We start from the raw sequence: 21,539 nt of genomic DNA on the forward strand, positions 1-21,539 counted from the left end.
CGGTCCAGGGCCTCCGTGAACGAGCAGGCGTCGACATTCGATCAGCGCTGAGCCCGCCGCGAGCACGCAGCGTCCGGTCAGCCCGGTGACCGCTTTTGAGCCCCCCCTTTTTCCTACTGCTTCTTGTCTGCCGCCCAAAACCACTGGCCGCTACGAAACGGAGCCGTTCCATGAGCCAGCCCAGCACGATCCGCCTCGAGCGCACCACCCCCCAAACCGCCAGGATCACGTTCGCGAATCCTCCTGTGAACCTCATGGTTCCCGAGGCCGTGGTGCGGCTGCACGAAATCGTCTGCGGTTTCGACGAGGACCCGGACATCCAGGTCGTCGTCTTCTCCAGCGAGGTCCCCGACTTCTTCATCAACCATTTCGACGGCGCCGCGGCGGGCGACCTGCCCGTACCCCGGCACGAGGACGATCCGCCGGTCTGGACCGACATGGTCCTGCGGTTGAGCAAGGCTTCGTACGTCAGCATCGCGGCCATCCGTGGTCGCACCCGCGGCGCCGGCAACGAGCTGGCCCTCGCCTGCGACCTGCGGTACGCCAGTCGCGAGAAGGCGGTCTTCGGCCAGCCCGAGGTCGGCATCGGAATCGTTCCCGGCGGAGGCGGAACCGAGCGACTCCCCCGATCCATCGGCCGCGACCGGGCCCTTGAGGCCATTCTCAGCAGCGTCGACTACGACGCCGACGTGGCCGAGCGCTGGGGGTGGGTCACACGAGCCCTGCCCGACGCGGAACTCGACTCCTTCGTCGACGCGACGGTCGCCCGCCTGGCCTCCTTCGACCGGCAGGCATTGACGACCGCGAAGTCGATGGTCAACCGAGCGACGCTGCCGCCGGACGCCGACCTGATCGCCAGCTACGGCGGGTTCGCGGACTCGCTGGCAAACCCGGGATTCCTGGCTCGTGCTGTCGCGCTCGGCACGCTGATCGCCGACAAGGGTCTCGATGTCGAATACCACTTGGGCGAGTACGTCGGCCTGGCCAACCAGACCTCCTGATCACTTCTCGTCACGGACGACGGCCTGAACGTCACCACCCAGCTGATCGAGACTGAGGGCCACCTCATCGCGGTCGACGCCCAGGTGGCGGTCGCGGACGCCGACGCAGTGGTCGAGCACGCCAAGGGGCTCGGCAAGCCGCTGGACCGGATCATCATCACCCACGCTGATCCGAGTGCCCGAGCGCGGTGTGCTGATGGCACAGGATCCGGGCCGGCGAGGACGGCCGATCGCGCGGGCAGCCTGGAGAAGACCTTGGACGCCTTCCTCGCCATGATGCGGGGCGAGAACATCGGAAAGATGATCGTCAAGCCCTGAGTCCGCCTCTCGTGCCGTGACGAGGGGCCTGCCGTGCGCGCGGCGAGGCCCTCGCGCGTCGGTCGCACCGCAAGCCCGAAACACCCCGGCGTCGCACAGATCCCGACCTCGACGGCATCACAGAAGCATGGATCGGTTGCGATCACCGACTCACCCTGCTTAATATTATGATCATAATTTAAAGCTGACCCTCTCAGCAGCACCATCGGCGCTCTGACCTTCACTCCTCCCCACTTCATCAGGAGTTCTCCATGGACCTCTCCACCAGCACCGCCCTTGTCACCGGAGCCAACCGGGGCTTCGGCCGCGCCCTCGCCGCCGAACTGCTCGCCCGCGGCGCCACCGTCTACGCCGGCGCCCGCAACCCCGACCAGGTCGACCTGCCCGGCGCCAGGCCGATTGCTCTCGACATCACCGACCCCGCCTCCATCGCGGCCGCGGCCAAGGCCACCGGCGACGTGACGGTCCTGGTCAACAACGCCGGATCCTCCACCGGCGCCGACCTGCTGGCCGCCGACCTGGACGACATACGCCTGGAGATGGACACCCACTACATCGGCACTCTCTCCGTGGTCCGCGCCTTCGCCCCCCAGATCACCGCCAACGGCGGCGGCACGATCCTGAACATCCTCTCCGGCCTGTCCTGGGTCAGCTTCCCGGAACTCGGTGCCTACTGCGCCGCCAAGTCCGCCCAGTGGTCCCTCACCAACGCCCTGCGCCTGCAACTCGCCGACCAGCACATCCGAGTGGCCGGCCTGCACGTCGGCTACATGGACACCGACATGGTCCGCAGCGTCGACGCGGCCAAGTCCGACCCCGCCGACATCGCCCGCATCGCCATCGACGGCATCGCCGCCGGCGCCTACGAGATCCTCGCGGACGACGCCTCCCGCCAGGCCCAGGCCGGCCTCGCCGGTGGCGTCTCCGTGCTCTACCCGCAACTCCCCTGAGAAGCGGCCGCCCAGGAACCCGCACGGAGCCCGGTGGCTGCCGATGCCCGCCAGCACCCGCTGCACCGCCCCGCGCCGGCATCCACGTCCATTGATCATCGCCAGGTACGTCTTGCCCAGGAACCTAGGGAACCCCATGAAACAGCAACGCAAGCAACGGGTTCGGGGCGGCAGCGCCTTCTGGGCCGTGGCCATCACCAGCATGGCCGGATTCATCACCGCGCTCGACAACCTGATCGTCACCACCGCCCTCCCCTCCATCCGCAAGGACCTCGGCGGCGGCCTCGAAGACCTCGAATGGACCGTGAGCGCCTACACCCTCACCTTCGCGGTGCTGCTCATGTTCGGCGCTTCCCTCGGTGACCGATTCGGCCGCCGGAGACTGTTCGCCATCGGGCTCGCGATCTTCACCACGGCCTCGGCCGGTGCCGCGCTCGCACCGGGAATGAGTGAACTGATCGCCGCGCGTGCGGCGCAGGGTGTCGGGTCCGCGATCGTGACGCCGCTGACGCTCACCCTGCTGTCGGCCGCCGTCCCCGCCGAACGGCGCGGCGCGGCCCTGGGTGTCTGGGGCGCGGCCAGCGGCATCGCCGTCGCCACCGGACCCCTCATCGGCGGCACGCTCACCGAAAACCTCTCCTGGCAGTGGATCTTCTGGGTCAACGTCCCCCTCGGCCTGGCGCTGATCCCGCTCGCCCTGCTGCGGCTGGACGAGAGCCACGGCCCGAACCCGAGCCTCGACCTCGTCGGCACGATTCTGGCCAGCGGCGGTCTGTTCGGCATCGTCTACGCCCTGGTGCGCGGCAACGCCGACGGCTGGACCAGCACCCCGGTGCTGGGCGGCTTCTTCGCCGGCACCGCACTGCTCGTCGGCTTCGTCTTCTACGAACTGCGCGCCAAGCACCCCATGCTGCCGATGCGCCTGTTCCGCCACCGCTCCTTCAGCGCCATCAACGCCGCCAGCCTGCTGATGTTGCTGGGCATGTTCGGGTCGATCTTCCTGCTCAGTCAGTACCTGCAGACGGTCGGCGGCTACTCGCCCATGCAAGCCGGCGTGCGGATGCTGCCCTGGACCGCCATGCCCATGATCGCCGGGCCGCTGGCCGGGGCACTGTCCGACCGCATCGGCGGCGCTCCCGTCGTCACGGCGGGCATGACCCTGAACGCCGTCGGCCTCGGGCTCTGGGCACTCACCGTCGAGCCGCACGTCGCCTACACCCACCTGCTGCCCGCGCTGATCGTCTGCGGCATCGGCCTGGGCATGTTCTTCGCCCCCAGCGCCAACCTCGTCATGAGCACCGTCCGCCCGGAAGAGCAGGGCATCGCCTCCGGCGCCAACAACGCGATCCGCGAGGTCGGCGGCGCCATCGGCGTGGCGTCGCTGGCCGCGGTCTTCTCCGCCCAGGGCGGCTACGGATCCGCGTCACTGTTCGTGGACGGACTGATCCCCGCGCTCTGGGTCGGGGCCGGGGCCGTCGCCCTCGCAGCGGCTGTGGCGTTGCTCATGCCCCGGCAGCGCAAGGCCGACGGCCCAGCTGCCGGCCTTGCCGCAGGGAGCGCTCCGGCCGGCACCCCGGTCACGACCTGAAGCCCGACCGAGGGGCCGCCCCGCCGGTTACGGCGGGACCGCCCCTCGGCCTGCCCTGTCCTGCCCGGCCCTGCCCTCCAGGTGCGTTCGCCGTGCGGGGGGCATCTCACCGTGGTCGAGGCCCCTCGGACAGCGCGTCTTTCGGGTCGGCGCTCGATCGGCTGAGGGGCAGTGCTCCCCTTCGTGAGCGCGGCCTGTCCGGGCTCCGCCCGGGTCAACCGCGAGGTCGAGCGCCGGCCCAACGTCGTCCAGGTCTTCCCTGGGGCCGGGCCCGCGCGGTGCCGTGCGGGTCCGGGCCCAGGCTGTCAGTTCTGCAGGCTCCAGCGCTGGTTATCGCCGCCCGAGCAACTCCATAGCTGGGCTTTCGTCCCGTTGGCGGTCCCCTGGCCGCTGGCGTCCAGGCAGAGCCCCGACTGCACTGCTGTGATCGTGCCGTCGGGATTGATGTTCCATTGCTGGTCTGCCTGCCCGCTGCAGTCCCAGATCGCCGCCGGGCTGCCGTTACCCGCCCCCTGGCCGACGCCCAGGCACTTGTTGCCGTAGACAACCAGCTGCTTTCCGGCGGTGTAGGTCCACCGTTGGTTGGAGCCGCCGTTGCAGTCCCACAGTTGTGCCTGCGTGCCGTTGGCCGTTGTGGAGTTGTTGATGTCGAGGCAGCGCCCCGACTGCCGGCCGACGATCTCCTGGTTGCCGGAGGGCAGCGGCGGTGTCGGATCCGAGCCGAACTGTGTGAAGAACTGCCACACCGCTGCCGACGTCCAGGTGCGCCAGCCGTCACCGGTGGAACCGTCTATGGGACCGGGGTCGTGGCCCGCTCCGTCGAACGCGGCCCAGACGACGGGGTATCCGGACCTGCATCCGGAGTAGGTGGTGATGATGTGCGTCAGGCTTCCGTAGGCCGGCTCGGGCGGGTTCTGCGGGGTGCACCCGTTCGTCCGGACGAAGGTGTCGCGCAGTTCGCGTCCTGACGAGATGGGCAGGACGTTGTCCCTCAGGCCGTGCAGACCCATGTAGGCGATGGGCTGATTGCCGCCGTTGCACCCGCTGAGGTTCGCGCCGGAGTAGACCGCGACCGCGCGGAAGACCGTCGCCCGGGAGCAGGCGAGGGCGTACGACATCGCGCCGCCGTAGCTGAAGCCGGCGGAGAACAACTGGGTGGTGTCGACGCACAGACCTGCTTCGAGTTGGCTGACCATGGCGTCGACGAAGGCCACGTCCTGGCCGCCGGGGTTGGCCCAGCCGTTGCCGTTCCCCTGGGGGGCGACGAAGATCGTGCTGTTGTTCGCGTTGTCCGCCAGGCGCCTCAGGCCGTAGTAGGACCAGTTGTACCCGTCCGTTCCACCCGAGTCGACGTCGTTGGCCGTGCCGCCCCGCCAGTGGAAACCGAAGATCAGCCGGTAGGGGTGGTTGCTGTCGTAGCCGGCAGGAACCCGCAGTATGTAACTGCGCGTCTGGCCGCCGCTCTGAATCGTGTGGGTACCACTCGTCAGCGTCGGGGGCTTGCCGCACCCGGCGGTCGCACCGACGGCGCCGGTGGTCGTGGCCGACGCGGGCGCGCCGAGACCGCTGCTGAACGAGGTGCCCGCGGCTGCCAGGACGAGAAGTACCGCGGCCACGATGGACATTAAGAGGGATTTGCGTTTCATACGCTCCTTCTTTCGGAGTCGAGGGATGGGCAGGGAGCGTCGGTGGCCCGGGTGCGGGTGCTGTGTGCGGGGGTGACACCACAGCGCATGACATGAGCCCCGCGGTGTGGGCCGCATTGCCGCTGCGGCGGTTCAGACGCCGGTGATGGTCCACTCGTTGTTGCTGCTGGAGTTCGGTGTCCACATCACGGCGGTCGAGCCGACCGCGGTGCTGCCGCCGCCGTCAAGAGCGGTGCCGGTGCCCCGATTGACGATCTGGTAGCGGTCGCCGCCGAGGCTGACCAGCGACCACTGCTGGTTGTTGCCGCCGTTCCACGTCTCCTGGCGGGCGGGAGCGCCGTTGGCGGAGTTGCCCCAACTGTCGGCGGCCATGCCGTTGGTGCGGTTCATGATGCGGTAGTAGCCGTTGCCGAGGTCGATCAGCTGCCACTGCAGGTTGGTACTGCCGTCGTAGTTCCACTGCTTGAGGTTGGAGCCGGAGGCGACGTTGCCCCCGCTGTCGAGCGCCAGGCCGCTGGTCACGTTGGCGATCTTCACCCAGGTCGTGGAGCCGCCCGGCGCGCCCAGGACGGGGATCTCACCGGAGAAGGTGAGCTTGACCGTGTACGCCAGGGCGTTGAACGGCGGGTTGGACGAGGGCATGGTGAGGTGCAGGCCGGAAGCGTCCTGGGCCGGTGCGGGCAGGTCGATGTAGGTGCCGGCCGTGTTGTTCAGCAGTTGCGCGCCTGTCAGGCTGCTGAGGTTGATCTGGTTCGAGTTCAGGGTCGTGATGGTCATGGTGCCGCCCTGCCAGCCCAGCGCGGTGGCGTAGAGAACCTTGTTGTCCCGGCTGCGGGTGAACCGGATGTCCTGCGGTTTACCGGCCACCGGTCCGCTGAACGAGCCTCCGCCCATCTTGGTGGGGCCCTCTCCGTAACTGGCCCAGGAGCGGGTGGCGTAGACCGCCTCTCCGAAACGGCCGAGCCAGTCGCCCATGGCGAGCAGGATGGACTGCTGACCGGAGGGGATGGTGCCGTCGGCCATCGGAGCGATGTTCAGCAGCATGCTGCCGCCCTTGCTGACTCGGTCGATCAGCGAGTGGAGCAGTGCCTGCGTCGAGTAGTAACCGATGCCCACCGTGTAGCACCAGCTGGAGGAGGAGATGCTGTCGTCGGTCAGCCAGTAAGGGGTGAGCAGCCCAGCCGGGCCGCCGCGCTCGAAGTCGAAGACCTCCCCTTTGTCGTTGAGGCCGTCCTTGTAGGTCGCGACCACGTCCTTGTTCCACGCGACCGCCTGGTTGTAGTAGTGCGCGAGGAACTGGAGCCGGTAGGACTCCTCCACCAGATGCAGGTTGAAGTCCTGCCAGACCAGGTCCGGCTGGTAGCCGTCGATGACCTCGACCAGCTTGTCGTACCAGAGCTTGTTCTCCGCGGCCGAGCCCTGCTGTCCGAAGAGGATGCGCAGCCTCGGGTCCGACTGGGACGGCACGTTGTCGTAGAAGCCGGTGAAGTGGTAGGCGTGGTGCAGCGAGGCCATGAACTTCAGCCCCTGCCCGCGGATGGCCTGCGCGTGCAGCCCCACCAGGTCGAGTCTGGGACCGTGCTGGACCGAGTTCCACGGGTTGGAGCGGCTGTTCCACATGGAGAAGCCGTCGTGATGCTCGGCGACCGGGCCGGCGAACCTCGCGCCCGCGGCCTTGAACAGCCGCGCCCAGGCGTCCGGATCCCAGTTGCCGCCCTGGGAGGCGAGCTTGGGGGCGAACTGCACGAAGTTCCCGGCCTTGTCGCGGGCACCGTCGATGAAGTTGTTGTACGGCCATACCGAGGGGTCGCCGTAGGTGGCCTTGTGGTGGTTGTTCTCGGCCGAGCCGCCGATGTACATGTTGCGCGGATACCACTCGTTCCCGAATGCGGGAACGCTGAAGACGCCCCAGTGGTAGTAGATGCCGAACTTGGCGTCCTGGAACCAGGCCGGGGCCGGGGGGTGCTGGTCCACGGAGGACCAGCTCGCGGTATAGCTTCCGGGGCCGTCGGTGGCGGCGGCCTCGGGGGCGAACCGCAGCAGGCCGAAGGCCGTGGCCGCGCCGGCCGCCGCCAGCAGTCGGCGTCGGCTGAGCGGCAGGGAAGAGGAAGACATGTGGGGCCTCTCGGGGGTCATGACGGAGGTGATGTGGGAGTCGGTGATCGTCAGCCGGTCACCGGATCAGTCGCGCGTCCACTTCTGGTTGCCGCTGCCGTTGCAGGTCCACAGCTGCAGCAAGGTGCCGTTGGCCGTTCCCGCGCCGGTGGCGTCCAGGCACAGGCCGGACTGGACACCGGTGATCGTTCCGTCGGTGTGGATCGTCCACTTCTGGTTGCCGCCGCCGTCGCACGCCCAGATGTCCACCTTGGTGCCGGGGCTGGTGCCCTGGCCCGCGGCGTCCAGGCAGTCGCTGCCGTAGACCCGCAGCTCACCGGTCGAGGTGTCCGTCCACTGCTGGTTGCTGCCGCCGTTGCAGTCCCACAGCTCCACCTGGGTGCCGGCCGTCTGCGACTGGTTCGGCACGTCCACGCACCGGCCGGAAGCGGCGCCGACGATCGTGCCGGTCGTGCCGCCGTCGTTTCCGCCGCTGCCGGGGGTGATGGACAGGTTGTCGAACTGCGCCGTCTCGCCCTGGCTGGTCCCGTAGCCGATCTGTCCGGCGGCCCAGGTGCGGTCGTCCACGGAACCGATCGTGGCACCGTCGACGACGGCGGTGATGGTGGTGCCGGAGAAGGTGAGGGCCAGGCTGTGCCAACGGTTGGTGCCCAGCGCCGCGGTCGTGCCGCGGGCCAGGGTGGCGACGTTGCCGTTGGTGTTGGAGTTCAGGATCGACCAGGCCCCGGTGTCGCTCACCCGCAGACGGTAGGCGTTCTGCCCTCCGGTGCGGTCGTAGTCGTGCCCGCCCGCACGGCCGATCAGCTCGGCGTATCCGGGCTGTTCGAGCATCACGTCCGACGAGACCGTGTAGTTGCTCCAGCCAACGTCACCGAGCAGGGCGTGCGGATCGGTCAGCGCGTCCCAGGTGATCGGTTTCTGCGGGCTCATCTGGCGCACGCACGTGCCGCTGCGGCCGCCGCCGCAGCCGACCGCCTCGAAGGCGCCCTGCCAGTCCATGAGGTACCTGGCCTCGGTGCCGGTGGCGTAGCTGTCGAAGGAGTCGCTGTAGGGCAGCTTCAGCGTGCCTTGGGCAGGACCGGTGGCGGTGCCTTTGCCCTGTCCGGTCGTGGTGGTCAGGGTGTACACGCGGCCGGGCTGGACGGTGAGGCTGAAGCCGCTGCCGGACGGGGTGATGTCCGTGGTGTGCACGAAGTAGTCGGCCGGGTTGCCGGAGGTGACGTCGGTCGACCAGACGTGGACGGTCTTGGTGGACAGTCCCCCGGTGACGTCGAGGTTCAGCGTCTGGGCGCTGCCGGCGTCCATCGTCTCGATGACCGTGGAGTAGTCGGAGTTGTTCGTGGACTTCAGCGAGACGTAGCTGCCGTTGTTCCGGTTGCCGCCGATGTAGCCGCTGGAGGCGTCGAGGTAGTGCCACCCCGGGGCGGTGAACTGGCTGGTCTGTGCCATCACCCAGGCGTTCTTGCCGATCGAGTAGTGGCCGGACCAGGGCTGCGAGGCGAGGGCGAGCCCCATGGTGGGGTACGGGATGTTGGGCGTGACGGCGGCGACCACCGGCCAGTTGAGGTACGCGGTCATCCGGCCGTCGATGTATCCGCGGTTGATGCCGCGGGCCACGGCCTGCGCTCCCCCGTTGTAGTCGTCCGAGCCGTTCTCGCTCGCCCACAGCTGCTTGCCGGACGATGTGGCGGCCGACGGCACCGAGCAGTTGGACTGGGACGACCGGTAGCCGCAGGGATAGTGCGTACCGATGACGCCCACCGAGGCGGCGAACGCCGGGTTGGAGTTGACGTCGTTCGCCACGTTCCAGTCCGAGTCGGCTGCGACGATCTTGACGGCGCCGTAGCCGTTGCTGTTGAGCGCGCCGCGCAGTTGCTCGTACCAGGAGATGTTGTAGCCTCGCTCGTTCCACCCGCCGAGGTAGTCGATGTTCAGCCCGTGCTGTTTGGCGCAGCCCAGCCACGAGAGCAGGTAGTTGGTCATGTCGGTGGACCAGAAGTTGCCGCCGCCGATCCAGCCGGGCGCGCCCCAGGCGAGCCCGTACAGCTTGATGTCCGGGTTGCGGGCTTTGGCCTGCTCCATCAGCCACCATTCGTAGCCCCGGTCGCAGTTCAGGTCGGACCGGGTGTGCTGGTGACTGGGCTCGGCACCCGAGGTGGAGTTGGTGTCACCGCCGATCTCGGCCTTGAGGATCTGCAGCGAGGCGCCGTAGCCGGGCCGGAACAGGTAGTCCAGGATCTGGCCGCGTTGGGGTTCGGGATAGTCGATCAGGAGTCTGCTGTTGCCGCCCCCGCCGCTGATCGCGCCGACGCCGTCGAAGGTCCGGCCGCCGGACGCGCCGTTGATCGTGATGGACGTGGCGGCCTGGGCCGGCGCGGCGGCCGTGGCCACGAGACCGCCGGCGGTCAGGAGGAGGCCCGCGAGCACGGCCGTCAAGACGCGCAGGCGCCGGAACAACCGTCTGAATGATGACACGGTGGGTTCCTTTCGCAGGTCGGAGGTGTGTCCCGTGGCCGGTGTGACGGGGCCGGCCACCGGCCCCGAGGGCTGTGCGGTCAGCGGAGGAGGAAGTCCTGGTTGGTGCCGGGCGCGTTCTTGCACTGCCACTGGTCCAGTTGCTGTCCCAGGTTGCTGCCGGCGCCGTAGACGTCCAGGCACAGACCGCTGTTCTGGTTCTGGAACGCGTAGGAACCGTCGGACTGCCGCACCGGCAGCCAGAGGCTGCCCGCCGCCGCGCCGGGGGTCTGCTGGACGATGTCCGGGGTGCCCGCCGCCGTGGAACTGCCGGCCACCGCCACGTCCAGGCCGGAGTTCCGGGCCCGGAGTTCGCCGTATCCGCCCGAGGCGGGCACGAACCGGAACTGCTGGTTGCCCTGCCCGTTGCAGGTCCACTGGTCGATCGCGGCGCCGGCGCTGCTCGAGTCGCCGTAGACGTCCAGGCACAGGTTGTCGGCGGCGACCACGAGTTGGTGGTAGCCGTCCGGGAAGCCGCCGCCGCTGGACGAGGCCGGTGTCAGATAAACGGAGAACGCGTCATGCGTGCCCTGGAACGTGATCGGCACGGTGATCGAGCCGCCCGAGGTGCTCACGTCCTGGTCGTACACCGTCTGTGGGGCGCCGAGCGGCGCCTGGTCCGCAATGCGGTGGACGGTGACGTGCACGCTGCCGGCGTTCGCCAGCCAGGGCACGGACGACAGCCCGTCGAAGGTCACGGACGCGGCGCCGGTGTATCCGTTCGAGTCGCCGATGATCGCGACCGCGCGCTTGGCGGTCGAGTCCTCGGAGGCCGAGATCGCCGTGGAGCCGACCTGGCCGGAGGTGTCCACGAGGGTGCCGGTCATGTCGGCGTAGTCCCGAAGCGCCCACCAGTTGCCGGTCGGCTGCCAGCTGCCCCCGCTCTGGGTGAGGGCTCCGGTCAGGTTCGGGGTGACGCAGCACACCCAGTTGCCGCGCATCGCGTTGGTGTACCCGGACTGCGCGAACCGCGCCAGATACCAGGCCGTCACCCCGGCGGTCTGCCGGTCGGCGGGCTGGTACTCGTTCGCGGACAGCGGCAGCGGACCGATGCCGGCCGCGGTCAGTGCACTGTTGAGGGACTGCGCGACGGTGACCGGGTCGTCGACATCGCCCTCGTCGTGGTTGGTGATCATGTCCGGCACCGTCCCGGCCGCCTTGACGTGCGCGAGCCAGGTCCGCCATTCACCTGGGTTGCTCTGCGGGGTGAACGCGAGTGACGGCCCCACGATCTGCGCCGAGGGGGCGATGCGCCGGATCTCCCGGTAGGCGGTGTCCCACATCTGGAAGTACTGGGTGCTGTTCACGCCCCGGGTCCAGAACGCGGAGATGTCCGGCTCGTTCCAGATGTCGTAGGCGAACTTCAGCCCCGAAGCCTGCAGCGCGCCCACCGTGGAGTCGATGAAGCTGACCCAGTTGGAGCAGTCGCCGTTGTCGCACGGGTACCTCGTGTTCGACGGCTGGCCGCCGTTCGCGCCGTAGATGTCGCTCACCAGCACCTGGTACTGCGCGTGGTAGGGCGGCTGGGTGAGCCGTTTCGCCTGCGCGACGATCGAGTCGAGATCGGCCCGGGTGGCCGAGCCGTACTGGTAGTTGTCCCTGATCCAGCCACCGGAGAACCAGCCGCCGCCGCGGAACGCGTTGATCCCCAGCGGCTTGACGAACTGGTCCACCGGTTGGCTGCCGTCCTGCGTGAAACCGTAGAGAAAACCTTCACCCACGCCGGTCGACGGTCCCCGCGTCGACGCCAGGTTCACGCTCAGCGACTCGCCCGAGACGGCCTGGCTCTCGACCGTCGCCGACATCTGCAGCACGAACGCCAAGACGATGCCGACTGCCAGTACCAGACGGCCGGGCCTCGCTCTCGTCCTCATTCGGTCCTCCTGTGGTTCGGCGCGTGGGCGGTGCGGTGACGCGCCGGGGCGGTGGCTGAGCGCCGCCCCGGCGCCGGGTGGTGCGGGTTCCTGACGGAGTCAGCTCAGCGACCACTGCTGGTTGGATCCGCCGTTGCAGGTCCACAGCTCTACGGCGGTGCCATTGGCGGTAGCGGCCCCGGTCACGTCCAGACACAGGCCGGACTGGGCGCTGGTGACGGTGCCGTTGGCGTTGAGGTTCCACTGCTGGTTGGTCTGGCCGTTGCAGGTCCAGGTGATGACCTTGGTGCCGGGGCTGGTGCCCTTGTCGTAGGCGTCCAGGCACAGTTGGCTGCCGCCGGAGTAGACGGTGAGCTCGTGGGAGGCGGTCTGGGACCAGGTCTGGTTCGCCGTGCCGGTGCAGTCCCGGATCTGCGTCTGCGTACCCGGCGTCGTGGTCGCGCCCGGTACGTCCAGGCACTTGCCCGCGCCCACCGCATGCAGCGCGGTCGACGTGCCGCCACCGCCTCCCGCCCCGTAGCCGGCCGCGGTGATGCTCGCTTGGACGGCGTTCTCGGTGGCGTCGGAGGGATAGCCCGCCGTCATCGCGCCTTCGAAGAACTCGCCCACGCCGTTGGGGCTGTTGTCGCCCCCGGTGCCGAGCAGGACCGAACTGTCGACCTTCATCGGCGAGTAGCCGTTCGGCAGGGGGCCGGAGAAGGTGGTGGTCAGGCCGCCGCTCGCGCCGTTGCCGTATTTGAGAGTGAAGTTGCTGGTTCCGTTGTTCTTCAGCCACGCGCTGACGAACGGGTAGTGCACACCGGTGTTGCTGGGGTCTTTGTTGGAGCCGGTGTTGGTGTGGAACATGCCGTTCTCCAGATCGGCCTCGACCCACGGGCCGCTGCCGGTGCAGCCGCCGAACCAGCAGGCGGTGCCCCAGTAGATGGCGTTCATGGTGGCGTTGCCGGTGTCGGTGTGGGAGTTCTCACCGCTGCCGTAGTCGAAGCAGCACCACTGGCTCGTGTAGTTCGACGACGTCACCATGTAGATGCCTTCGGGCTGGGACCCGGTGGGCACGCCGCTCGCGTGGTCGAGCCGGTAGCCGACGCCGGGCGTGACCTTGACCCCGAAGACCTGGTGGCCGGCCGCGGTCACCGGCAGGGCCATGGCGTCCGCTCCGACGTCGGATCCGTTGGGTCCGGGCCCCTTCCAGTAGCCGCCCCAGGAGATCGGCAGGTCGTTGTGCTTGGCGGTCTGGTCGTAGATCTTCGTGATCGTGCAGGACGTGCCCGAGCAGAACGACACCTGGGACGCGGCGTCCGCGTACCCGCCGGCGCTGAGCACCCCGATGTCGCGGTAGCTGTGATCGGAGGACCGCTGAATCTGGTACAGCGGTCCGTTGTACGACGCGAAGAGTGCCCTGGTCGTGGCGTGCGCCGTCACGCACGGCGTTCCGCCCGCGGCATAGAGGTCACACGGAAGCGACGCGTCCGCCGCGCGGTGGACCGCCGGACGGACTGTGGCGGTCGTACCGGCCCGCGAGGACGTGGCGAACGCCGGTGCGCCGAACGCGGCCACGGCCATCGCCAGGGCGACCAGGAGCACGGCTTTCCAACGCCTTAGTCGGCGATCGCCGGCTGGTTCGAGCATGGGGACCTCCTTCTGTGGCTGTGCACACCCGGTGGCGCCGAAGCTGCCGGTGGTCGATGGGGGGGGACAGGGCGATGCGCAGGCGCCCGGCTGCCCGCGGGAGGCGGACCAGGACGGCCCGGCAGGTGCTCGGTGAACTCGCGGACGGGGACTCATCCCAACGTCCACCGCTGGCTGCTGCCGCCGTTGCAGGTCCGCAGCTCGGCGAGGGTTCCGTCGGCGGTGGCCCCTCCGGCGACGTCCAGGCACAGGCCCGACTGGACGCCGGTGATCGTGCCGTTGGGGTTCAGCGTCCACTGCTGGTTGCTCTGGCCGTTGCACGACCAGATCTCCACCTTCGTCCCGGGGGTGGTCTGGTTGTTGTAGGCGTCCAGGCACCTCTGGCTGCTGCCGGAGTAGACGGTGAGCTGGTTGGAGGTGGAGTGCGTCCATGTCTGGTTGGCCCCGCCGTTGCAGCTCCAGATCTCCACCTGGGTGCCGGCGGTCGTGGTCGAGTTCGGTACGTCCAGGCACTTGCCCGCGCCCACCGCGTGCAGCTCACCGGTCGCGCTGGTGCCGCCGCCGCTGGTGCCGCCCGCGACCCGGTACATCACCGTGCCGTGCGCCGGCACCGAGGCGCTGATCGTGCCCGAGGTGGTCGAGGCCGCTCCCGACCACAGGTCGGTCAGGGTGTAGGCGGACGCCCCGGTCTTCCCGATCGCGGCCGCGGTGGTGGTGATGGTCGCCGTCGAGCCCGTCTCGTTGAACAGCGCCACCGACACGTCCCCGCCTGCCAGCGGCTTGGCCAGTACGTCCAGGCCGCCCGAGGACGACACCATGGTGCCCTGCCTGCCCAGGGGGTCCTGGTCGACCGCGATCACCCGGGAGTTGGTCAGCGTGGACAGGGTGTCGGCACTGGCCGAGGGGATGTCGGTGCCCGCGATCAGCGGCGCGGCCATCTCCGCCCACAGACTGAACTCGCTGCGGCTCTCGGTGGCCGTCATCGAGCCGTTGCCGACCTCCAGCATGTCCGGGTCGTTCCAGTGGCCGGGGCCGGCGTAGGAGGCCAGTCCCACGTTGCTGTGGAAGATCGACAGCATGCTGGAGAAGTTCGCGCTGATGTCCCCGGTGGTGCGCCAGCTGTTGCCCACGCCCGCGCCCCAGGTCCACACGTTGTCCTGGCCCCAGTTGCACAGGCTGTACAGGATCGGCCGGCCGGTGGCCGCCAGGGCGTCCCGCATCGCGGTGTAGCGCGTCTGCGCCGGCACTCCGTTGTTGTTGCAGTTGTCGTATTTCAGGTAGTCCACACCCCACGACGCGAACGACTGTGCGTCCGTGGTCTCGTGCCCCAGGCTGCCCGGATACCCGGCGCAGGTCGCGGTGCCCGCGTCCTCGTAGATCCCCAGCTTCAGCCCCAGCGAGTGCACGTAGTCCGCGGTGCCCTTGATGCCGTCGGGGAACTTGGCCGGGTCCGGCACCAGGTGGCCGCCGGAATCGCGGCTGTGGGTCATCCAGCAGTCGTCGATGTTGACGTACGAGTAGCCCGCCGCCTGCATGCCGTTGGTGTGCATCGCCTGCGCGGTGGACTTGATCAGGGACTCGGAGACGTTGCAGCCGTACGCGTTCCAGTCGTTGAAGCCCATCTGGGGAGTCAGCGCGAGCCCGTTGCCCAGCGCGGCGGCGGGCTGCGCCGTGCCGAGGGAGACGAGGGGGGCGGCCACGCAGAGCAACGCGAGCGAGAAGACGAGCGCCAGCGTCCTGCGCAGGGCCGGACGCGGGAACGGCGGTAACAGATGTCCGACTCGCGTTGTGATCATGAACATGTCATCAACTCCTGGGCCGGGTTGCGGCAGAACACGCCCCATTCCCGGGGCGCATCCACCGATCAGGGGCATGCAAGGCAGTGGGGCAGGTCTCGCGGCGGTCCTCCGGGTGTGCCGGAGGACCGCCGCCTCCCGCGTCGGACAGAAGGCTTCAGCGGTATCCGGCCGCGGTGACGTTGGCCTGCACCGCGTTGTCGGTCGCGTCGGAGGGGTAGCCGGCGACGATGGCTCCCTCGTAGAAGGTGCCGGCGCTCAGGTTGGCGCCGCCGCCGGGCTTGCAGCAGTCGCCGCCGCTGCCCAGAACGATGGCTCCCTGTTTCTTCATGGGGCTGTATCCGCTGGGAAGCCCGCCGTCCCACAGGGTGGTCAGGCTGCCGGACTGCGCGTTGCCGCCCTTGAGGGCGAACCTCGACGTCCCGTTGTTCTTCAGCATCGCGGTGACGAACTTGCCGGGGAAAGCCCGCTGGTTGGTGTTCCAGGACTGGCTGCCCCCGGAGTACAGGCCCCATTCGAGATCGGCCTGCACCCAGGGACCGCTTCCGGAGCAGCCGCCGAACCAGCACTCGGTGCCGAAGTTGATGGCGTCCATCGCCCCGGCGGCGTCGGCCTTCCTCGTCGTCTCGCTGTTGCCGTAGTCGAAGCAGCAGCCGCTGTTGACGTGGGTGCCGCTGGTCACCATGTACGCCCCCTCGGGCGCGCTGCCGGTCGGCACGCCCGTCAGGTGACCGTCCCGCCAGTAGCTGTTCCCGGGATTGATGTACAGCGAGTAGGCCTTGGTGCCCCCGGCGATCAGCGACTCGGAGGTCGCCTTCGCAGGGCTGCTCTGGCTCGATCCCGGGACCTGGGCCGATCCCTGGTACCACAGGTCGTTGCCGTGTCCGGACTGGTCGTACACGGCCGTGATCACACATGAGGTGCCCGAGCAGAACGAGTCCTGCGCCGCGGCGTCGGCGAAGCCGCCGGACGCCAGCACGCCGATGTCCCTCGTGGCGTTGTCCGACGAGCGCCTGACCTGGTACAGCTTGCCGTTGTACGAGCCGTAGAGCGCCCGCACCGTGCTGTGGCCGGCCACGCACGGCGTACCGCCCGCGGCGTAGATGTCGCACGGGCCCTGCCCGCCAGGCGGAGGCGGAGATGTCGACGTGCTCCACTTCTGGTTGCTCTGGCCGTTGCAGGTCCACAGGATGACCGCGGTGCCATTGGCCGTGCCGGCGCCGTTGACGTCCAGGCACAAGCCGGACTGGACGCCGGTGACGGACCCGTCGGAGTTCTGCCGCCAGAGCTGGTTCGACTGCCCGTTGCACGACCAGATGATCACCGGGGTTCCCGGAGCGGTCTGGTTGTTGTACGCGTCCACGCACCGGGTGCCGCCCATCGTCCGCAGCTCGCCCGCCGACGTGAACTCGAACGCCTGGTTCGGCTGGTTGTCGCAGTCCCGGATGTCCAGCGCCGTTCCCGGCGTGTCGACATTGCCCTTGACGTCCAGGCAGCGCCCCGACGCGGAACTCACCATGGGGGCCGCCGCCGATGCCGGCGCCGACCACGTCTGCGCGGTCACCGACATCATGGCCAGCAGCGCCATCACGCATACGGCGGCGGCCGCCGGTAAGCGCGGTCTACGAGCCGCGGAACTCCGGGGGGAAGCGGATGAAGGCCGCATTCTGTTCCTTGAGTATGTGGGGGAAGGTGGACAGAGAGTGCTGTGCCTGGCCGAACGGAACGTTCGAGGACCGCCGCCACCGGCATGGCGGGATCCGGGCTCCTCGTGGGGGCGAGGGCACCCGAGAGCACCCACGGAAACCACTCAGACATCCCATGTTGTTAGTGATTCCATAGGTCCCGCACAGAGTCAATACGATCGCCACTCCCAATCAGGATCCGATCCATCCCATGTATTTCCCCTGGTCAGACCAGCGTGAGGGCATGCCGGAACCCGCGTCCGGCGACGGCCGCCGTGCCGGACGCGGGTGTTCCTTCCGGTCACCCCGAAGCGATCCGGGGAAGGAGCGCGCGTCGCGCGCCGGATCACCTCACCTGAGGTTCCAGTGCTGGTTGGCGCCTCCGTTGGAGTCCCAGATCTGGACCGGGGCCCCGTTGGCGGTCTGCCCGCTGGGGACCTCCAGCGCCCGGCCGGAAGCGACGTTGGTCAGGGTGTACGAACCGTCGCCGTTCCTACTCGCCCGCCAGTGCTGGTTCGCACCGCCGTTGGAGTCCCAGATCTCCATCCGGGTGCCGTTGCCCGTCTGACCGCCCGGCTCGTCCAGCACCCGCCCGCTGCCGATGTTCGTCAACGTGTACGAACCGTCACTGTTCTGACTGGCCCGCCACTGCTGATTCGCAGCACTGCCGTTGGCGTCCCAGATCTGCAGAGGCGTGCCGTTCGCCGTCTGCCCGGCCGGCACGTCCAGCACCCGGCCCGCGGCGACATCGGTGAGCGAGTACACCTGGCCCGAGACAATGCCGCCCCCCGGGTTCCCCGTACCTCCGCCGAGCGCGGAAAGGGACGCGTCGTAGGCCGGCTTCTTGTTGCCGTTGTTGTCGAACAGCAGCGGGTTCTCCCCCGCCCGCCACGAGTCGCTGTCCCTGATCCCCCACACGGTGATGCCGGTGCAGCGGGCGACGTTCATGCAGGCCCGGACCGTGTTCGCGTAGGCCGACGACGACGCCTGGGCGATGTCGAGTTCGGTGATCTGGACATCGACGCCGAGGGCGGCGAAGTTGGACAGCGTGGTCTGGAAGCTGGCGGGCGGGCCGCCCGCGCCGAAGTGGCTCTGGAGGCCGACACAGTCGATGGGCACACCCCGCGACTTGAAGTCCTTGACCATCGCGTAGACGCCCTGCGTCTTGGCGTCGCTCCAGTTCTCGATGTTGTAGTCGTTGTAGCAGAGCTTGGCCGAGGCGTCGGCGGCCCGGGCGGTGCGGAACGCCTCCTCGATGAAACCGTTGCCCAGCACGTCATGGAACACCGAACTGCGCTGCTGGCCGCTGCCGTTGTCGGCAAAGGCCTCGTTGACCACGTCCCAGGCGTAGATCTTGCCCTTGAAGTGGTTCATCTCGGTGGTGATGTGGTTGTCCATCACGCTGCGCAGCGTGTTCGCGTCCCTGATGCCACTGACCCAACCGGGCAGCTGCTGGTACCACACCGTGGTGTGGCCGCGCATCCGCTGACCGTGCGCGATGGCGTGATTGACGATCTGGTCGGCCGGGCCGAAGTTGAAGTTGCCGCGGGACGGTTCGATGGTGTCCCACTTCATCTCGTTCTCCGGGGTGATCATGTTGAATTCCCGGTCGAGAATCGTGGAATACGTCGAATCGCCGAGCCTCCCGGCGGGCACGGCCGTGCCGAAATAGCGGCCACTGTCGGCCGCGGCCGCGCCCAGCGTGCCGGAAGCCGCGTGGGCGGCGGGCGTCGCTGTGCCGGCCAGGGCCAGTAACGTGCCGGCAGCCAACCCGGTTGCCGAGGTCAGGGCCTTACGGAGACGTGGCGCCTCGTTGAGCCAGGACATGAAGGATCATTCTCCTTGTGTGTGGGGCGGGGACACCGACCGCGAGACGGTGCCGCGGTGGAGTCGGGTGACGGGACCAGGAGACCGGCAGAGCGGTCCCCTGTTGACGAGTCCGCGAGCCGGTCAGCGGGGGGTGAAGTCCTGGTTGCTGCCGGCCGTGTTCTTGCAGGGCCATTGGTCGAGCTGCTGGCCCGGGTTGCTGCCGCCGCCGTGGACGTCGAGGCACAGGCCGCTGTTCTTGTTCTGGAAGGCGTACGAGCCGTCGGACTGCTGGACCGGCAGCCACAGACCGCCGGCCGCTCCGTCCGGGGGCTGCTGCACGATGTCGGGCGTACCGGCGGCCGTGGAGCCGCCCGACACCGCCACGACCTGACCGGAGTTCTGCGCTTGCAGTTGCCCGTAACCGCCCGAGGCCGGCACGAACTGGAACTGCTGGTTGCTCTGCCCGTTGCAGGTCCACTGGTCGATCGCGGCGCCCGCGCTGCCGGAGTTGCCGTGCACGTCCAGGCACAGGCCGTCGCTGCCGATCACCAACTGGTGGTAGCCGCTGGGGAAGCCGCCGTCGCCCGGCGACCGGACGCCCGCCTGCTGGATGACCTGTTGGGCGCCCTGAGGCCAGTTGGTGCCGCTGACCAGGACATTGCCGGTGAGGACGTTGTTGTGCGGAGGGCCGGTGGCCACGTACGTGTTGCCGCCGTTGTACCAGTTGCCGGAGAACGTGCTGTCGTCGGTGTGGTTGTTCGCGTTGGCGTTGGTGAGCGCCCAGTTGCCCGCGTCCTGCACCACGTTGCCGGACACCTTCAGGTACCGGGAGCCCTCGTCGAGGTACAGCGCGGTGGTGCGGTTGTTGTCGTACATGTAGTTGTCGGAGATCACCGAGCCGGGGCTCGCGGACAGGCTGTAGATGCTGCCCCCGTCGAACATCGCGTTCTTGGTGTCGAAGACCAGGTTGTGGGAGACGGTGTTGTTCTTCAGCGTCGTGGGAGTGCTGTAGACGGGCTGGTAGTTGTACGTGCCCCGGCTGGCGTAGTCCTGGCTGCCGCCCGGGTCGTTCATCCCCCAGCCCCAGCCGATGTCGATCCCGTCGTAGGGCAGGTGGTCACACTGGTTGTGCGTGATCGTCGCGTTCGTGACGTAGGTGGACAGGATTCCCGCGGTCTCCTTGTAGTCGGTGCCCACCCCGCTGACCCGGTTGTTGCTGATGGTGATGTTCTGGTTGGTCATCTGCGGGTTGCCCGGATGGTGCGCGTCCGGCTGGATGCCGCCGACCTGGATACCGCTGCCGGCGATATCGGTGAACGTGTTGCCGGTGACGGTGACGCCGTCGGCGCCGAGCCCGGTGCCGGAGGCCGTGGCGACACCGTCGTTGCCCACGCCCAGTCCGGCCTGCCCGAGTTCGGAGAACGTGTTGCCGGAGAACGTGACGCCGGTGGCGGCGGAGACCTGCACGGCCGCGGGCATCTGCACCCAGTGGTTGCGGGTGGCCTCGAACTGCGTGCACCCCGACTTGCAGGTGCTCAGCCAGTTGGCGGGCATCGCGAAGGCACCGGTGATGTGCGCGCCGCTCTGCTGGTCCGCGTAGCCGTCGGGTCCGCTCGGGCCGAGCCAGGAGGTTCCCGTGAACCGGATGCCGGCGAAGCTCAGGCCGGTCGCCGGTGAGCCGTAGCTGCCGCTGATGCCGAGCAGGCTCTGCAGCCGGGGCAGTTCGACGTCGAGGCTGTTCGGGTTCTGTCCCGGCTGGGCCCGGTAGTACAGGTCACCTGTGGACGAGTCGAGGTACCACTGTCCGGCCTGTTTGAGGAACGCGTAGTTGTTCTCGAGGTACATCGTTCCGCCGGCGAACGGCGCGTTGATGGTGTCGTAGCCCCAGGAGTTGTTGTTCCACGCGGGCTGCTGCATGGTGATGGTCCTGCCGCTGATCGACTGGACCGGCGCGTAGCGGTCGGTGAAGGAGTTGAGGCTCTCGACTTCCATGTGGTTCTTGTCCGAGAGGCCGGCCAGGAAGTCGAGGGAGGAGTCGGTGACGGTCAGGCCGGTCTGGGTGAAGGTGAAGGCGGAGCGGGGCACTTGGATCGCCGCCCGCGGTGCCTCCTTTCCGTTCACGTACAACTGGCGGGTGTTCACGCCGGTGCCGACGTGGACCGACCAGATGTTGCTCGACTGATCATGCACCTGCCAACCTGAAACCTGCCGGGCGCCGGTCACGACCGGCTGCTGCCCGGACGCGGCCTGGTAGGTGATGGTGTGGCCGTTCTGGCCGCCGTCGCCGGAGCCGAAGGCCAGCGGCTCGGACAACCGGTAGGTCCCACCGGCCAGGTGGACCACGACGTCCGAATCGGCGGAGAGCCGGTGCGCGGGCTGCTGCGCCTGGTCGATCGTCGCGAACGGCCGCTCGGCGGTGCCGTTCCCGCCGGGAGCCGCACCCGGCGCCACGTACAGGGCGGCGGCCGGCGCCTGACGCTCGGCCGGTACGGCGAACGCGGCCCCGGCCATGGCCGGGCTCCCGGCCAGTAGGGCGAGCAGAGCTGCGGGGGCGGCCCAGAGGCCGCGGAGCACTCTGGCTCCGGACATCGTCATCCTCCAGTGGTGGCGCGTG

The 21,539-nt window shown here is 68.7% G+C and carries 12 protein-coding genes and 1 pseudogene; 4 read left to right on the plus strand and 9 right to left on the minus strand.

Annotated elements, in window-relative coordinates:
• Positions 1-170: 170 nt before the first annotated feature.
• The 4 genes from ACIBK3_RS28175 (at position 171) to ACIBK3_RS28190 (ending at position 3,857) form a co-directional block, all read left to right on the plus strand.
• Positions 171-1,001 (plus strand): enoyl-CoA hydratase/isomerase family protein, encoded by an 831-nt coding sequence (locus tag ACIBK3_RS28175; RefSeq protein WP_399370030.1) that lies wholly within the window; start codon positions 171-173, stop codon positions 999-1,001.
• Positions 1,002-1,085: 84 nt separating this feature from the next.
• Positions 1,086-1,319: a hypothetical protein gene (locus ACIBK3_RS28180; RefSeq protein ID WP_399370032.1), complete on the plus strand. Its 234-nt coding sequence runs from the start codon at positions 1,086-1,088 to the stop codon at positions 1,317-1,319.
• Between the two features lie 251 nt (positions 1,320-1,570).
• A complete protein-coding gene (locus tag ACIBK3_RS28185; protein ID WP_399370034.1) occupies positions 1,571-2,269 on the plus strand; it encodes an SDR family oxidoreductase in 699 nt (232 codons plus the stop codon).
• 136 nt (positions 2,270-2,405) lie between these two features.
• Positions 2,406-3,857, plus strand: coding sequence for a DHA2 family efflux MFS transporter permease subunit (locus tag ACIBK3_RS28190; protein WP_399370036.1), 1,452 nt, complete (start codon positions 2,406-2,408; stop codon positions 3,855-3,857).
• A 305-nt stretch (positions 3,858-4,162) separates the two neighbouring features.
• Here ACIBK3_RS28190 and ACIBK3_RS28195 read toward each other — a convergent pair whose 3' ends face one another.
• From ACIBK3_RS28195 to ACIBK3_RS28235, 9 genes and pseudogenes are all read right to left on the minus strand, one after another.
• Entirely contained in the window at positions 4,163-5,482 is a 1,320-nt protein-coding gene (locus tag ACIBK3_RS28195; RefSeq protein ID WP_399370492.1) for a ricin-type beta-trefoil lectin domain protein, read from the minus strand.
• Positions 5,483-5,635: 153 nt separating this feature from the next.
• Positions 5,636-7,618, minus strand: a complete 1,983-nt coding sequence (locus ACIBK3_RS28200; RefSeq protein ID WP_399370038.1) for an alpha-L-fucosidase — start codon at positions 7,616-7,618, stop codon at positions 5,636-5,638.
• A 66-nt stretch (positions 7,619-7,684) separates the two neighbouring features.
• Positions 7,685-10,093: a ricin-type beta-trefoil lectin domain protein gene (locus ACIBK3_RS28205; RefSeq protein WP_399370040.1), complete on the minus strand. Its 2,409-nt coding sequence runs from the start codon at positions 10,091-10,093 to the stop codon at positions 7,685-7,687.
• A gap of 80 nt (positions 10,094-10,173) precedes the next feature.
• Positions 10,174-12,006, minus strand: a complete 1,833-nt coding sequence (locus tag ACIBK3_RS28210; protein ID WP_399370042.1) for an RICIN domain-containing protein — start codon at positions 12,004-12,006, stop codon at positions 10,174-10,176.
• A 99-nt stretch (positions 12,007-12,105) separates the two neighbouring features.
• Positions 12,106-13,635 carry an arabinofuranosidase catalytic domain-containing protein gene (locus ACIBK3_RS28215; protein ID WP_399370044.1) on the minus strand — a complete coding sequence of 510 codons (1,530 nt, stop codon included), beginning with the start codon at positions 13,633-13,635 and terminating at the stop codon, positions 12,106-12,108.
• A gap of 152 nt (positions 13,636-13,787) precedes the next feature.
• Positions 13,788-15,431: a glycoside hydrolase family 27 protein gene (locus ACIBK3_RS28220; protein ID WP_399370046.1), complete on the minus strand. Its 1,644-nt coding sequence runs from the start codon at positions 15,429-15,431 to the stop codon at positions 13,788-13,790.
• Between the two features lie 157 nt (positions 15,432-15,588).
• The gene (locus ACIBK3_RS28225; RefSeq protein WP_399370048.1) at positions 15,589-17,019 is read right to left on the minus strand and encodes an arabinofuranosidase catalytic domain-containing protein; all 1,431 of its coding nucleotides are present in this window, start codon (positions 17,017-17,019) and stop codon (positions 15,589-15,591) included.
• 451 nt (positions 17,020-17,470) lie between these two features.
• Positions 17,471-18,943 (minus strand): annotated as a pseudogene (locus ACIBK3_RS28230) (endo-1,4-beta-xylanase); the annotation flags it as partial.
• Between the two features lie 123 nt (positions 18,944-19,066).
• Positions 19,067-21,514 (minus strand): RICIN domain-containing protein, encoded by a 2,448-nt coding sequence (locus ACIBK3_RS28235; protein WP_399370050.1) that lies wholly within the window; start codon positions 21,512-21,514, stop codon positions 19,067-19,069.
• Positions 21,515-21,539 lie beyond the last annotated feature (25 nt).

The sequence above is a fragment of the Streptomyces sp. NPDC050287 genome (assembly GCF_044459385.1).
Classification (GTDB): domain Bacteria; phylum Actinomycetota; class Actinomycetes; order Streptomycetales; family Streptomycetaceae; genus Streptomyces.